This is a genomic window from Bradyrhizobium sp. NDS-1 (genome assembly GCF_032918005.1).
Classification (GTDB): Bacteria; Pseudomonadota; Alphaproteobacteria; order Rhizobiales; family Xanthobacteraceae; genus Bradyrhizobium; species Bradyrhizobium tunisiense.
Genome location: NZ_CP136628.1, coordinates 1,412,123 through 1,424,573 on the forward strand (window position 1 = coordinate 1,412,123; position 12,451 = coordinate 1,424,573).

General features: G+C 65.1%; 13 protein-coding genes. 6 read left to right on the forward strand and 7 right to left on the reverse strand.

Features of this window, described 5'->3' with window-relative positions; all coding sequences use genetic code 11:
• Positions 1–565 precede the first annotated feature (565 nt).
• Both RX330_RS06675 and RX330_RS06680 read right to left on the reverse strand, forming a co-directional pair.
• Positions 566–1,408 carry an AAA family ATPase gene (locus RX330_RS06675; RefSeq protein WP_063201884.1) on the reverse strand — a complete coding sequence of 281 codons (843 nt, stop codon included), beginning with the start codon at positions 1,406–1,408 and terminating at the stop codon, positions 566–568.
• A 96-nt stretch (positions 1,409–1,504) separates the two neighbouring features.
• Positions 1,505–1,750, reverse strand: a complete 246-nt coding sequence (locus RX330_RS06680; protein ID WP_212080783.1) for a GlsB/YeaQ/YmgE family stress response membrane protein — start codon at positions 1,748–1,750, stop codon at positions 1,505–1,507.
• 123 nt (positions 1,751–1,873) lie between these two features.
• On the opposite strand from RX330_RS06680, the gene RX330_RS06685 reads away from it, so the two are divergent.
• The 3 genes from RX330_RS06685 to sseA all read left to right on the forward strand — a co-directional run bounded on the left by RX330_RS06685 (position 1,874) and on the right by sseA (position 4,595).
• Positions 1,874–3,049 carry a vWA domain-containing protein gene (locus RX330_RS06685; RefSeq protein ID WP_212080534.1) on the forward strand — a complete coding sequence of 392 codons (1,176 nt, stop codon included), beginning with the start codon at positions 1,874–1,876 and terminating at the stop codon, positions 3,047–3,049.
• Between the two features lie 146 nt (positions 3,050–3,195).
• Positions 3,196–3,609 (forward strand): rhodanese-like domain-containing protein, encoded by a 414-nt coding sequence (locus RX330_RS06690; RefSeq protein ID WP_212080784.1) that lies wholly within the window; start codon positions 3,196–3,198, stop codon positions 3,607–3,609.
• Between the two features lie 128 nt (positions 3,610–3,737).
• Positions 3,738–4,595: a 3-mercaptopyruvate sulfurtransferase gene (gene sseA, locus RX330_RS06695; protein WP_317242470.1), complete on the forward strand. Its 858-nt coding sequence runs from the start codon at positions 3,738–3,740 to the stop codon at positions 4,593–4,595.
• A gap of 1 nt (position 4,596) precedes the next feature.
• On the opposite strand, the gene RX330_RS06700 is transcribed toward sseA, so the two are convergent.
• The gene (locus RX330_RS06700) at positions 4,597–5,421 is read right to left on the reverse strand and encodes a hypothetical protein (RefSeq protein WP_317242471.1); all 825 of its coding nucleotides are present in this window, start codon (positions 5,419–5,421) and stop codon (positions 4,597–4,599) included.
• A 320-nt stretch (positions 5,422–5,741) separates the two neighbouring features.
• Between RX330_RS06700 and RX330_RS06705 the strand changes: the two genes are divergently transcribed.
• The gene (locus tag RX330_RS06705) at positions 5,742–6,944 is read left to right on the forward strand and encodes a L,D-transpeptidase (protein ID WP_317242472.1); all 1,203 of its coding nucleotides are present in this window, start codon (positions 5,742–5,744) and stop codon (positions 6,942–6,944) included.
• A gap of 57 nt (positions 6,945–7,001) precedes the next feature.
• On the opposite strand, the gene RX330_RS06710 is transcribed toward RX330_RS06705, so the two are convergent.
• Together RX330_RS06710 and RX330_RS06715 are read right to left on the reverse strand one after the other, a co-directional pair.
• Positions 7,002–7,964 (reverse strand): D-2-hydroxyacid dehydrogenase family protein, encoded by a 963-nt coding sequence (locus RX330_RS06710; protein WP_317242473.1) that lies wholly within the window; start codon positions 7,962–7,964, stop codon positions 7,002–7,004.
• 142 nt (positions 7,965–8,106) lie between these two features.
• A complete protein-coding gene (locus RX330_RS06715) occupies positions 8,107–8,322 on the reverse strand; it encodes a hypothetical protein (protein ID WP_063201904.1) in 216 nt (71 codons plus the stop codon).
• Between the two features lie 234 nt (positions 8,323–8,556).
• Here RX330_RS06715 and ettA point away from each other — a divergent pair, with 234 nt between their 5' ends.
• Both ettA and RX330_RS06725 read left to right on the forward strand, forming a co-directional pair.
• On the forward strand, positions 8,557–10,206 hold the full coding sequence (gene ettA / locus RX330_RS06720; protein ID WP_317242475.1) for an energy-dependent translational throttle protein EttA: 1,650 nt from the start codon (positions 8,557–8,559) through the stop codon (positions 10,204–10,206).
• Between the two features lie 7 nt (positions 10,207–10,213).
• Complete coding sequence (locus tag RX330_RS06725) at positions 10,214–11,440, forward strand: lytic murein transglycosylase (RefSeq protein ID WP_317242477.1); 1,227 nt, start codon at positions 10,214–10,216, stop codon at positions 11,438–11,440.
• 73 nt (positions 11,441–11,513) lie between these two features.
• Here the strand turns inward: RX330_RS06725 and RX330_RS06730 are convergent, their stop codons facing one another.
• Together RX330_RS06730 and RX330_RS06735 are read right to left on the reverse strand one after the other, a co-directional pair.
• On the reverse strand, positions 11,514–11,801 hold the full coding sequence (locus RX330_RS06730) for a hypothetical protein (RefSeq protein WP_317242478.1): 288 nt from the start codon (positions 11,799–11,801) through the stop codon (positions 11,514–11,516).
• A gap of 225 nt (positions 11,802–12,026) precedes the next feature.
• The gene (locus tag RX330_RS06735) at positions 12,027–12,350 is read right to left on the reverse strand and encodes a hypothetical protein (RefSeq protein WP_317242479.1); all 324 of its coding nucleotides are present in this window, start codon (positions 12,348–12,350) and stop codon (positions 12,027–12,029) included.
• Positions 12,351–12,451 lie beyond the last annotated feature (101 nt).

Genomic DNA, 12,451 nt, shown 5'->3' on the forward strand with positions numbered 1-12,451 from the left:
CGTCAATTCGAACGGCGAGGGAGGCCAGAGGAAAGTTCGGCTCCCGGGAGAGCACGGCATAAGCCGTCCGACCATCGCGCAGGGAAGGCCGAGTGTTCGGCAACACCTGTATGCTGCTGTGCGGCTTCTCTGCGTGTGCTTTTCGCGCAGCGGACCGCGGGTGCCAGTCGGCACCCGGTCTTCCCTGCGCCCTCTGATCGAAGAGGGAGCGAGACTGAATCAAAGCTCGGGCGAAACACGCCGCGAGGCTGCGAAGCCGTGTGTGCGATCCAAACTGCGAATGGGAAGAGCGAGTTGTCGCCTCAGACTCCGTCATTGCGAGCGGAGCGAAGCAATCCAGAATCTCTCCGCGGAGGGATTCGGGATTGCTTCGTCGCAGGGGCTCCTCGCAATGACGTGGAGAGAGCCTGCCCCCACACTACGCTCTCGTGCCCCGGACGCAGTGCAGCGTCACTTCGACGGTGCGCTGCAGAGCCGGGGCCCATGTCTCCGCGTCATCCGTGCGGGGTGCGTCCCGGCTCTGCGCAGCAGCGTTGCACGCTGCAGCGCGTCCGGGACATGAGCCTCACACTTCCCGTCGGCTCAAGAACGCCAGCCGCTCGAACAGGTGCACGTCCTGCTCGTTCTTGAGCAGGGCCCCGTGCAGCGGCGGGATCAGCTTTCGCGGATCGCGTTCGCGCAGCTGCTCGACGCTCATGTCCTCGTTGAGCAGCAGCTTGAGCCAGTCCAGAAGCTCCGAGGTGGAAGGCTTCTTCTTCAGGCCGGGCACCTCGCGCACCTCGAAGAAGATGCGCAGCGCTTCCTCGACCAGGCGCTTCTTGATGCCGGGGAAGTGGACGTCGACGATGCGGCCCATCGTGTCGGCGTCCGGGAACTTGATGTAGTGGAAGAAGCAGCGGCGCAGGAAGGCGTCCGGCAGCTCCTTCTCGTTGTTGGAGGTGATCATCATGATCGGGCGCTGCTTGGCCTTGATCGTCTCGCCGGTCTCATAGACATGGAATTCCATGCGGTCGAGCTCGAGCAGCAAGTCGTTCGGGAATTCGATGTCGGCCTTGTCGATCTCGTCGATCAGGAGCACCGGGCGCTGCTCGGCGGTGAAGGCCTCCCACAGCTTGCCGCGCTTGATGTAGTTCTTGATGTCGGAGACGCGGCTATCGCCGAGCTGGCTGTCGCGCAAGCGCGACACCGCGTCATATTCGTAGAGGCCCTGCTGCGCCTTGGTGGTGGACTTGATGTGCCAGGTCAGCAGCGGCGCGTTCAGCGCCTTCGCCACTTCTTCCGCCAGCACCGTCTTGCCGGTGCCGGGTTCGCCCTTGATGAGCAGCGGGCGCTCGAGCACGATCGAGGCATTGACGGCGACCTTGAGATCGTCGGTCGCAACATAGTCCTTGGTGCCGGTAAATTTCATTGCGTGTCCTTGGGTCATCGTCGGCGAGAAGGCTGTCGCCCCGTCGCGACAAGCGAACGGCCGCTCGCGGCGGCCGTTCCTGGTTCGGTCAGGCTTTCAGACCCGTTTTATCAGCGAAAGGATGACCAGCACAATCACCGCGCCGATGGTGGCGTCCACGATCGCGCCGATCGTGCCGGTGGCGAGCTGAATGTGCAGCTGGGGCAGCACCCAGCTTGCGACCAGCGCGCCGATGATGCCGACAACGATGTTGCCGATCAGCCCAAATCCCGCCCCGTGGACAATCTTGCCCGCAAGCCAGCCCGCGATCGCGCCGATGATGAGCGCTGCGACAATTCCCATTGCAAACGTTCCCAAAACAAACCCCTGAGGGCGCCAATTCTAGAGCAAAAAGCACCCGGGTCCAGCGCAGAGGGATGGCCTCCGCCCCTTGACGTCAGCCATCCGACGGGCAATCTGTCACCCATGTTCCTGCAATTCTTCACCTCTCTGCGCGACGCGCAGGTCCCCGTGACGCTGCGCGAATACCTCACATTGGTGGAGGCGCTCGACGCCGACCTTGCGGACTACTCGGTCGAGAATTTCTACTATCTGTCGCGCACCGCGCTGGTGAAGGACGAGCGCAACCTCGACAAGTTCGACCGCGTCTTCGGCACGGTGTTCAAGGGGCTGGAAAACCTGCTCGACGCCATGGAGAAGGCGGAGATCCCCGAGGAGTGGCTGAAGAAGCTCGCCGAGAAATACCTGACCGAAGAAGAGAAGAAGCAGATCGAGGCCATGGGCTGGGACAAGCTCATGGAGACCCTGAAGAAGCGCCTCGAGGAGCAGAAGGGCCGCCACCAGGGCGGCAACAAGTGGATCGGCACGGCCGGCACCTCGCCGTTCGGCGCCCACGGCTACAATCCCGAAGGCGTGCGCATCGGCCAGGAGAAGAACCGCAACAACCGCGCCGTCAAGGTATGGGACAAACGCGAATTCAAGGACCTCGACGGCAATGTCGAGCTCGGCATCCGCAACATCAAGGTGGCGCTGCGGCGCCTGCGCAAATTCGCCCGCACCGGCGCGCCGGATGAACTCGATCTCGACACCACCATCCGCGAGACCGCCAATCACGGCTATCTCGACGTGCACATGCGGCCCGAGCGGCGCAACGCGGTGAAGCTCCTGGTGTTCTTCGACATCGGCGGCTCGATGGACGCGCATATCGAGCAGGTCGAGGAGCTGTTCTCGGCGGCGAAGAGCGAGTTCAAGCACATGGAGTATTTCTACTTCCACAACTGCCTCTATGAAGGCGTGTGGAAGCAGAACAAGCGCCGCTTCACCGACCGCACGCCGACCTGGGACGTGCTGCACAAATACCCGCACGACTACAAGGTCGTGTTCGTCGGCGACGCCTCGATGTCGCCTTACGAGATCATGGTGCCCGGCGGCTCGGTCGAGCACGTCAACGAGGAGCCCGGCTCGGTCTGGCTCGACCGCATCATCCGCACCTATCCGCATTCGGTGTGGCTGAATCCGGTCGCGCAGAAGCATTGGGACTATTCGGAATCGACCACCATCATCAAACGCATCTTCGCCAACAGGATGTACCCGATCACGATCGAGGGGCTGGAAGGTGCAATGAAGGAATTGACGCACTGATGTCTCCCGTCGTCATTCCGGGGCTCGCGCAGCGAGAACCCGGAATCCATCGGGCGGCAGAGTTGGTGGCGGAATGGATTCTCAATTGCGCACCGTAGCTCGATGCTGCGCATCGCCCCGGAATGACGAAAGAGAAGGGAATGGATATGCCCCAGAACATCACCCGCGGCATCAAGGCGCTGATCGACGAGGCCAATGCCGAGATCGAGACGCTCAACGCCAAGGACGCCATCGAGATCTCCAAGAACGGCGACGTCGTCATCGTCGACATCCGCGACCCCCGCGAGATCGAGCGTGAGGGGCGCATCCCCGGCGCGTTCGCCTGCACCCGCGGCATGCTCGAATTCTGGATCGATCCGCAGAGCCCGTATGCAAAGCCGATCTTCCAGGAGGACAAGAAGTTCGTCTTCCACTGTGCCGGCGGCCTGCGCTCCGCGCTCGCGGCCAAGACCGCGCAGGACATGGGATTGAAGCCCGTCGCCCACATCGCCGGCGGCTACGCCGCCTGGCGCGATGCCGGCGGGCCGACTGAGCAGTGGGAGCCGAAGAAGAAGGGGTGAGCCTCTCTCGTCATTCCGGGGCACGCGAAGCGTGAACCCGGAATCCATTCATCCACCGACTCTGCCGCACGATGGATTCCGGGTTCGTGCTGCGCACGCCCCGGAACGACCCCTCGGAGACTGATCACATGACCACCGCCCCCGACCCCCTCGTCTCCACCGAATGGCTCGCCGCCCATATCAACGGCGCCAACGTCAAGATCCTCGACGCCAGCTTCAAGCTGCCGGGCGTGCTGCCGCTGCCGAAGGACGATTATCTCGCCGCGCATCTGCCCGGCGCGGCCTTCTTCGACGTCGATGCGGTGTCGGATCATTCCAACCCGCTGCCGCACATGTATCCGAACGCCCTGCAGTTCGGCCGCGACATCGGCAATCTCGGCATCTCCAACGCCGATACCGTGGTGCTCTACGATGCCGGCGGCTGGGTCGCGGCGCCCCGCGCGTGGTGGATGTTCCTCGCCTTCGGCCACGGCAATGTGCGCATCCTCAACGGCGGCCTGAAGAAGTGGCGCGCCGAAGGACGTCCGGTCGAGAGCGGCGAGGTGAAGCCGAAGCCGCAAACCTTCAAGGCGAGCTACGATCCAAAGCGCGTTCGCAGCATGCAGCAGCTGATCGCCAACGTCGAAAGCAGGAAGGAGCAGGTGATCGATGCGCGCGCCGCCGAGCGCTTCGAGGGCCGCGCGCCCGAGCCGCGGCCGGGCATCCGCTCCGGCCACATCCCCGGCGCCCGCAACGTGCCCTACAATCTCCTGTTCGATGCCGCGACCGGTGAGATGAAGCCGCTCGACGATCTCCGCGCCGCCTTCACGGGCGCCGGCGTCAAGTTCGACGCGCCGATCGTGACGAGCTGCGGCTCCGGCGTGTCGGCCGGCGTGCTGACGCTCGCGCTCTATCGCCTCGGGATCACCGACACCGCGCTCTATGACGGCTCATGGTCGGAATGGGGCCAGGAGAAGGGCCCGGCCATCGCGATCGGGCCGGCCTAGCCTACTGGCGGGACCTCGTGGCCGTCGTCGTCGCAAATGTCTGCGGCTGCCCGAACGGATCGAGCTGTTGCTGCAGCTGCTGAGGCGGCGGACGGCGCACCACCCGGTGCTTCGCCTTCGCCTTGCGCTTGGCCGCCTTATCGTCGGCCTTGCTCACAGCCTTGGCCTTCACCGGCTGATCCTTCACGGTCGTCGTCGCCGGCTCGTTCAGTGCGGCCAGCTTGGCCGCGGCGACGTCGAGCGCAGAGGAGGCCAGGGCCGCGCTGGAGTCAGCCGGCGCCGGCTCGCCGGCGGTTGCGACAGCGGCAGGCGCGAGGTCAGGCCTGGCTTCGGGAATGGAGGCCGTGGTGTCGGCGGGCGTGAGCGTGTCAGCGGGCGCCGGTGCGGTGGCTTCCGTCGCCGTCTCGGCCTTGGCCGGTTCGGTGGTCACGGGATCGCTTGCGGGTGCGGCGGCCTGCGTCGGTACGTCAGCCTCGCTTGTCAGCGCGGCGATCTGCTCGGGCTCGGTGCCCGGCAATCCGATGGTCGGCACTTGGTCGCGCAATGAAGGCTCGGGCTCGGCCGTCACCTCCGGCTCTACACGGAGGACCGCGAGCACCGGCGGAGCGGGCTCGGGCGCCTGCGCGAACCTCTGCTCCTGCGGGCCATTCCGCCAGGAGGGGTTGTTGGCATACTGCTCATGGCTCGCCCGCAGCAGCGCGGCGGCGCCCAGGCCGAACACCAGGAGGGACGTTGACAGCAGGATCGCGGCAAACAGGAAGCGAAAGCCGGGAAGCATCGAGGGATTGCGAATTTCCGCCCCGGCGGCGAAGGTGCCAGGGCCCATGAGCCATCTGAACGCGGTGACGGTACTGTTTGCCGCGTTCGCCACGCGGTGATCGGAGCTCAAATTGATGGCGAATCAGGCTGATTCGAACATACCGCAACGATTCCGACCCGTTTCCTTAAATTCGGGGCCGTTGTGTCAGGCAATCCACCGCGCGATGCGATTTCCGCCCCGTGATGCAACGGGGCAACGGTAGTCTTGCGGATCACAAATCGGCAAATCCGGCGCAAATAAGCCTGATATGTCTTGAATGTGCCGCTATCTTCGGCCATCTGGCCGTTAACGGTCCGATCGGGCTTGAGGACTATACAAGAGCGATGATGATCAAACATTTTCTGACGATATGCGCTGCCGCAACCGTCGCTGCGGCGGGAACCTCGCTCGCGCAGGCTCAGAGCTATCCGATCCAGCAGGTGCCGAGCTACGGCGCCCCGGCTGAATACCGGCCCGGCGATCGCACACCGAGTTTCGACGCGCTCGAAGATGACGACGACGCGATGCCGCAGGCATCGTTGCCGCCGCCCGGCCCGGGCGACGATCCGCGCTATGGCCGTCCGCTCGGCGCGCCTCCGGTCTACTCGGCAGGGCCGCCCCAGGGTCCGGTGATGTCGCCGGATGATCCGCGGTATGGCCGCCCGGCGGGCAGCCCGGTCTACTCGGCCGCCCCGCCGCAGGGCCCGGTGATGTCGCCCGACGATCCCCGCTATGGCCGCCCCGCCGGTCCGCCGCCGGTGATCTATGCCAATCGCCCGGGTCAGCAGGGCCAGGCACCGGCCAATGACGGCCTGCGTCCGCCGGAGTCCATCGGTGGTCCCGCCGCAACCGGAACGGTCCAGTCCGGCCAGCCGCCCGTCGGCGCCGATGGCCGGCCGTTGACGTTGGCCGCGCTACCGCCCGAGGAGCAGCCCGATGCTGCGCCGGTGCAGTTGCCGCAGAACCTGCGCCGCCAGGAAGTCGCGTTCCAGACCAAGGAGCCGGCCGGCACGCTCGTGGTCGATACGCCCAACACCTACCTGTATTACGTGCTCGGCAACGGCCGTGCGATCCGCTACGGCGTCCGCGTCGGCCGCGACGGCTTCACCTGGACCGGCGTGCAGAAGATCACCCGCAAGGCCGAGTGGCCGGATTGGCATCCGCCGACCGAGATGATCGAGCGCCAGCCCTATCTGCCGCGCTTCATGGCCGGCGGCCCCGGCAATCCGCTCGGCGCCCGTGCGATGTATCTCGGCGCGACCGTCTACCGCATCCACGGCACCAACCAGCCCTCGACCATCGGCAAGTTCGTGTCTTCGGGCTGTATCGGCATGCTGAACGAGGACGTCTCCGACCTGTTCGATCGCGTCAAGGTCGGTACCCGCGTGGTGGTGATGCCGGGCGGCCCGCCGCCGGGAACGGCGACTGCCTCCGCTGCGCCGACGCCCGGTGCTGCCGGTCCGGCCCCGATGGCCGCGCAGGCCGGTCCCGTTCCGGGCACGCAGCCGACCGTGGTGCCGCCGCTGCCGGCGCCGGTCACCGTGCGCTAAGCTCCGAGAGACAATTCAGTTCGTGAAGGGCGTGCCATTGGCACGCCCTTCATCGTTTCAGACGAGCCTGCGCGGCAACTCGCCGCCCTTGGTCCAGGCGTCGATCGCCTCGACCATCTGACCGTAATGGATGCGCAAGCCGTCCTCGGTGGCGTAGCCGAGATGCGGCGTCAGCACGAGATTGTCGAGCTTACGGAAAGGATGGTCGACCGGCAGCGGCTCGACCGCGAACACGTCCAGGCCGGCGCCCGCGATCCTGCGCTGCTGCAACGCCTCGAGCAGCGCCTGCTCGTCCACGATCGGCCCGCGCGCGGTGTTGACGAGAAACGCCGTCGGCTTCATCCGCGCGAGATCGGCAGCGCCGACGAGGCCGCGCGAGCGCTCGCTCAGCACCACATGGATGGTGACGATATCGGCCTTGGCGAACAGCTCCTCCTTGGAGGCGTAGCCGACGCCGGCCGCCGCACACTTCTCCGGCGTGAGGTTCGGGCTCCAGGCGATCACGTTCATGCCGAACGCCTTGGCGATCCCGGCCATCTTGCTGCCGAGCTTGCCGAGCCCGACGATCCCGAGCGTCATGCCCTCGATCTCGACGCCGGCAAAGCTCTGCCAGGGCTCGCGGGCATGCATGCGCGCGTTCTCGCGGCCGATGCCGCGGGTCAGCTCCAGGATCAGGCCCATGGTGAGCGGTGCGGTCGGGTCGCGGGAATATTGCGTGCCGCCGACGGCGACATTGCGCGCCTTCGCGGCTTCCATGTCGATCGCGGCGTTGCGCATGCCTGACGTGAGCAGCAGCTTCAGCTTCGGCAAGCTCTCGAACAGGCTCTTGGGGAATGCGGTGCGCTCGCGCATCGCGCAGATGATCTCGAAATCGGCCAGCGCGCTGGCCGCCGTCTGTTCGGAGGCGAAGGGATGGCTGAACACGGTGACGTCGAGGCGGTCGGACAATTTCTGCCAGTCGGCGACGTCGAGCGCGAGGTTGAAATAGTCGTCGAGAATTGCACAGCGCAGCCGGCTCATCAGCGTTCATCCAGGGCCAGAGGTGATGGCGAGAGGTGAGGGCGCAAGGCGAGCGCCACCGTCGGAACCAGGCCATGGTTGCGCGCAATCGGACGGCGCGCAAGCCGCCCGCGTCTTCAAAAATCCGACAGGAGAGAGGCGCTTAGAGGTCGCGGGGCTTCAGGCGGAACGGAGCATCCATGCCGTGCTTGGCACGCCAGGCGGGGCCGGGGCCGCGCATGTAGTGCAGTTCGGGCCGGTAGGGGTTGAAGGCGGTGGCGAAGAAGCGCTTCCAGAAGCCCTTGATCTCCGAGGCGAAGTCGGAGACGTGGCCGGCTTCTGCCGGAACAGGAAGAGAATGGGTCTCGATCAGAGCCATGATGCGGCCTCGCTGTGCTCCCGTTCGTTCTGGGCGGGCGGCGCTGTTTCCGCGCGAAACCGAGCTTTCGGCCTGATTTATTAAAAGATGGTTTCAATTGTCCGGATCGGTGTCCGGATGGTGTCCATTCCGTATTCGTCCGTGGTGAACGGACGGAAAACGTTGCCCTTTAGGGACGGGATCGCTACATCGGCGGCGAAGCAAATTTCCTCAAATCGAAGGTTTTCGGGACCGATGGCGCGCCAGTTCATCTATTTCATGCAGGGCCTGACCAAGAGCTACCCGACCCGGAAGGTGCTCGATAACATCCATCTGAGCTTCTACCCGGACGCCAAGATCGGCGTGCTCGGCGTCAATGGCTCGGGCAAGTCGACGCTGCTCAAGATCATGGCCGGCCTCGACAAGGAGTATAACGGCGAGGCCTGGGTCGCCCAGGGCGCCCGCGTCGGCTACCTCGAGCAGGAGCCGCAGCTCGACGCCAAGCTTTCGGTGCGCGAGAACGTCATGCTGGGCGTCGCCAAGCAGAAAGCCATCCTCGATCGCTACAACGAGCTGGCGATGAACTATTCCGAGGAAACCGCCGACGAGATGACCAAGCTGCAGGACGAGATCGAGGCCCAGGGCCTCTGGGATCTCGACAGCAAGGTCGACCAGGCCATGGACGCGTTGCGCTGCCCGCCCGACGACGCCGATGTGACCAAGCTCTCCGGCGGTGAACGCCGCCGCGTCGCGCTGTGCAAGCTGCTGCTCGACCAGCCCGATCTGCTGCTGCTGGACGAGCCGACCAACCATCTCGACGCCGAATCCGTGTCGTGGCTCGAAAGCCATCTGCGCAGCTATCCCGGCGCGATCCTGATCGTCACCCACGATCGCTACTTCCTCGACAACGTCACGAGCTGGATCCTCGAGCTCGATCGCGGCAAGGGCATTCCCTACGAGGGCAATTACTCGTCCTGGCTGGTTCAGAAGCAGAAGCGGCTGGAGCAGGAGGGACGCGAGGACGCCGCGCACCAGAAGACGCTGGCCCGCGAGCAGGAATGGGTCGCTTCGTCACCGAAGGCGCGTCAGGCCAAGTCCAAGGCGCGCTACCAGCGCTATGAGGATCTGCTCAAGCAGGCGAGCGAGAAGCAGACCCAGACGGCGCAGATCATCATTCCCGTCGCCGAGCGGCTCGGTGCCAACGTGGTCGATTTCGAAGGCCTCAGCAAAGGCTTCGGCGACCGCCTCCTGATCGACAACCTCACCTTCAAGCTGCCGCCCGGCGGCATCGTCGGCGTGATCGGCCCCAACGGCGCCGGCAAGACCACGCTGTTCAAGATGATCACCGGCCAGGAGAAGCCGGATTCAGGTTCGATCACGGTCGGTGAGACCGTGCATCTCGGCTATGTCGACCAGTCGCGCGACGCGCTCGACGGCAACAAGAACGTGTGGGAGGAGATTTCCGGCGGCAACGAGTTGATCCTGCTCGGCAAGAAGGAAGTGAATTCGCGCGGCTATTGCTCGGCGTTCAACTTCAAGGGCGCCGACCAGCAGAAGAAGGTCGGTGCGCTCTCCGGCGGTGAACGCAATCGCGTGCATCTCGCCAAGATGCTGAAGTCCGGAGCCAACGTGCTGCTGCTCGACGAACCGACCAACGACCTCGACGTCGACACGCTTCGCGCGCTCGAAGAGGCGCTGGAGGACTTTGCCGGCTGCGCCGTCATCATCAGCCATGATCGCTGGTTCCTCGACCGTATCGCGACCCACATCCTGGCCTTCGAGGGCGACAGCCACGTCGAATGGTTCGAAGGCAACTTCCAGGACTACGAGAAGGACAAGATGCGCCGGCTCGGCCAGGACAGCATCATTCCGCACCGCGTGAAGTACAAGAAGCTGACGCGGTGATGGCGGCATGATGCGGCGGGCGCTCATCGCTGCGGTGATCGTGGTCACCTGCGGCTTGTCGTCCGCCCGCGCCGCCGATGCCGCCTTCACGCAGTTCATCGCCTCGCTCTGGCCGGAGGCACAGGCCGAAGGCGTCTCGCGCAAGACGTTCGACGAGCAGACGCGCGGGCTCGAACCTGACTACAAGCTGCCCGATCTGCTTCTGCCGGGCCGCCCCGCAACCGGGGCGCCGTCGCAGGCCGAGTTCGTGCAGGTGCCGGCCGACTACGTCAAGGAAGCCTCGATCGCGCGGCTTGCGGGCGAGGGGCAGCGGCTGCTGCAAAAATACCGTGCCTCGCTGGCTGAGATCGAGAAGAAGTCCGGCGTGCCGGCGACCGTCATGCTCGCGATCTGGGGCCGCGAGACGGACTATGGCCGCCATACGCTGCCCCATGATCTGCTGCGTGTGCTGGCGACGCAGGCCTATGTCGGACGGCGCAAGGATCAGTATCGCAACGAATTCATTGTCGCGCTCAAGATACTCGACGAAGGCGTCGTCACACGCAAGGATATGCGCTCCTCCTGGGCCGGTGCGACCGGCCTCACCCAGTTCCTTCCATCCGAATATTACAAGCATGGTGTCGATTTCGACGGCGATGGTCGCGTCGACATCTGGCATTCGGTGCCGGATGCGCTGGCATCAGCCGCGCAGCAGCTCGTCAACAAGGGCTGGCAGAGCGGCGTGCGCTGGGCCTATGAGGTGCAGGCGCCGGCGAAGGTCGATTGCACCACCGGCGTGCCGGAGGTGACGAAGCCGATCGGACAGTGGCTGCGCGAAGGCTTCGTGCCGGTGCGTGGACAAAAGCTAGGTGCCGCCGAGCAGGCGCAGCCGGCTTCGCTGCTTCAGCCGGAAGGCATCTACGGTCCGTCGTTCCTGACCACGAAGAACTACTTCGTCATCAAGGAGTACAATTTTTCGGACCTCTATGTGCTGTTCGTCGGTCATCTCAGCGATCGCATGACGAGCCCGCAGTCATTCGCAACGCCATGGGCGGCCTCCAAGCAGTTGCGCACCAAGGATGTCGAGACGATGCAGCGCGGGCTGACGCGCGTCGGGCTCTACAAGGACAAGATCGACGGCAAGGCCGGCATGCTGACGCGCGCCGCGCTCGGCGCCTATCAGAAATCGGCCGGCCTCAAGGTTGATTGCTGGCCGAGCGAAGAGGTGCTCCGCTCGATCCAGGCGGCGCGATAGCGGGCCAAAAGAAAAAGCCCGGCCGATGGTCTCGGCCGGGCTTCGATCGCGGCGCTGGCGCCGTGCGATCAGATCAGTAGCAGACGCGAACCGGGCGAACGACCCAGCCGAAGCCGTCCCAGTAACGCTGGCGCTGCCAGTAGCAGGGCGGGGGCGGCGGGCCGGGCTCGGCTACGTAAACCGGACCGCCATAGGCCGGACGGCTCGACGCGATGGCGCCGCCGACGATCGCACCGCCAATCAGGCCAGCCGCGATGCCGGCGCCGATGCTGCCGTCATGCGCCTTGGCGGACGGAACGGCAGTCACCAGCGAACCGGCGACCGTCGCAACCGTGAGGGCGGCAACAAGAATCTTCTTCATGCTCAGGACTCTCCTGGGAGATGGGTTCCTCTTGTTAGAGGCGCCCGGGTTTCAAAGGTTCACGCAGGCTCCAATGGAATTGGCCTTGCAGCTAGGAAGCGCGCAAATGGTCAATCCACGGTAAACGCACACGGAGCTGTGACGAGAAAAAGCGGTCTTTTTCAGGCCCCAAGATGAACGGCGAGTCTGGAGTAAATCGGTCGGACGATTCGGCCCGCAGCGCCTTCAGCCGCAGACTCTGACGCGGCGGATGCGCCAGTCGTAGCCGTCCCAGAAGCGCTGCTTCTGCCAGACGCAGCCGCCACCGTAATAGCCGTCGGAGACATAGCCCGGACCCGGCGCGTAGTAGCGGGGCGGGTAATAACCGGGTTGGTAATAGCCCGGGCCGGGTCCGTAATAATACGGAGAGGCCAGTGCGCCGCCGACAATTGCGCCGCCGATGATCCCGGCCGCCACACCCGCCGCGACGCCGCGCTGCGCATTGGCCGGTGTTCCGGCCGCGAGGGCCAGGGAGGCGACGGCAGCGACCGTCAGGAACAGCTTCTTCATCGGGAGGCCTTTCGTAGGACCACGCGGGAACTCTTTGGGAGCAGAGTTCCACACTTCGCTTGAATGATCAATGAACGGCGCCTTTGGCGGGCGCGACCAAT

Bases quoted from the DNA above. Each gene is read 5' to 3' on its own strand.
- RX330_RS06675 (WP_063201884.1), bottom strand. From the start codon at position 1,408: ATGAAATTTACCGGCACCAAGGACTATGTTGCGACCGACGATCTCAAG.
- RX330_RS06680 (WP_212080783.1), bottom strand. From the start codon at position 1,750: ATGGGAATTGTCGCAGCGCTCATCATCGGCGCGATCGCGGGCTGGCTT.
- RX330_RS06685 (WP_212080534.1), top strand. From the start codon at position 1,874: ATGTTCCTGCAATTCTTCACCTCTCTGCGCGACGCGCAGGTCCCCGTG.
- RX330_RS06690 (WP_212080784.1), top strand. From the start codon at position 3,196: ATGCCCCAGAACATCACCCGCGGCATCAAGGCGCTGATCGACGAGGCC.
- sseA (WP_317242470.1), top strand. From the start codon at position 3,738: ATGACCACCGCCCCCGACCCCCTCGTCTCCACCGAATGGCTCGCCGCC.
- RX330_RS06700 (WP_317242471.1), bottom strand. From the start codon at position 5,421: ATGGGCCCTGGCACCTTCGCCGCCGGGGCGGAAATTCGCAATCCCTCG.
- RX330_RS06705 (WP_317242472.1), top strand. From the start codon at position 5,742: ATGATCAAACATTTTCTGACGATATGCGCTGCCGCAACCGTCGCTGCG.
- RX330_RS06710 (WP_317242473.1), bottom strand. From the start codon at position 7,964: ATGAGCCGGCTGCGCTGTGCAATTCTCGACGACTATTTCAACCTCGCG.
- RX330_RS06715 (WP_063201904.1), bottom strand. From the start codon at position 8,322: ATGGCTCTGATCGAGACCCATTCTCTTCCTGTTCCGGCAGAAGCCGGC.
- ettA (WP_317242475.1), top strand. From the start codon at position 8,557: ATGGCGCGCCAGTTCATCTATTTCATGCAGGGCCTGACCAAGAGCTAC.
- RX330_RS06725 (WP_317242477.1), top strand. From the start codon at position 10,214: ATGATGCGGCGGGCGCTCATCGCTGCGGTGATCGTGGTCACCTGCGGC.
- RX330_RS06730 (WP_317242478.1), bottom strand. From the start codon at position 11,801: ATGAAGAAGATTCTTGTTGCCGCCCTCACGGTTGCGACGGTCGCCGGT.
- RX330_RS06735 (WP_317242479.1), bottom strand. From the start codon at position 12,350: ATGAAGAAGCTGTTCCTGACGGTCGCTGCCGTCGCCTCCCTGGCCCTC.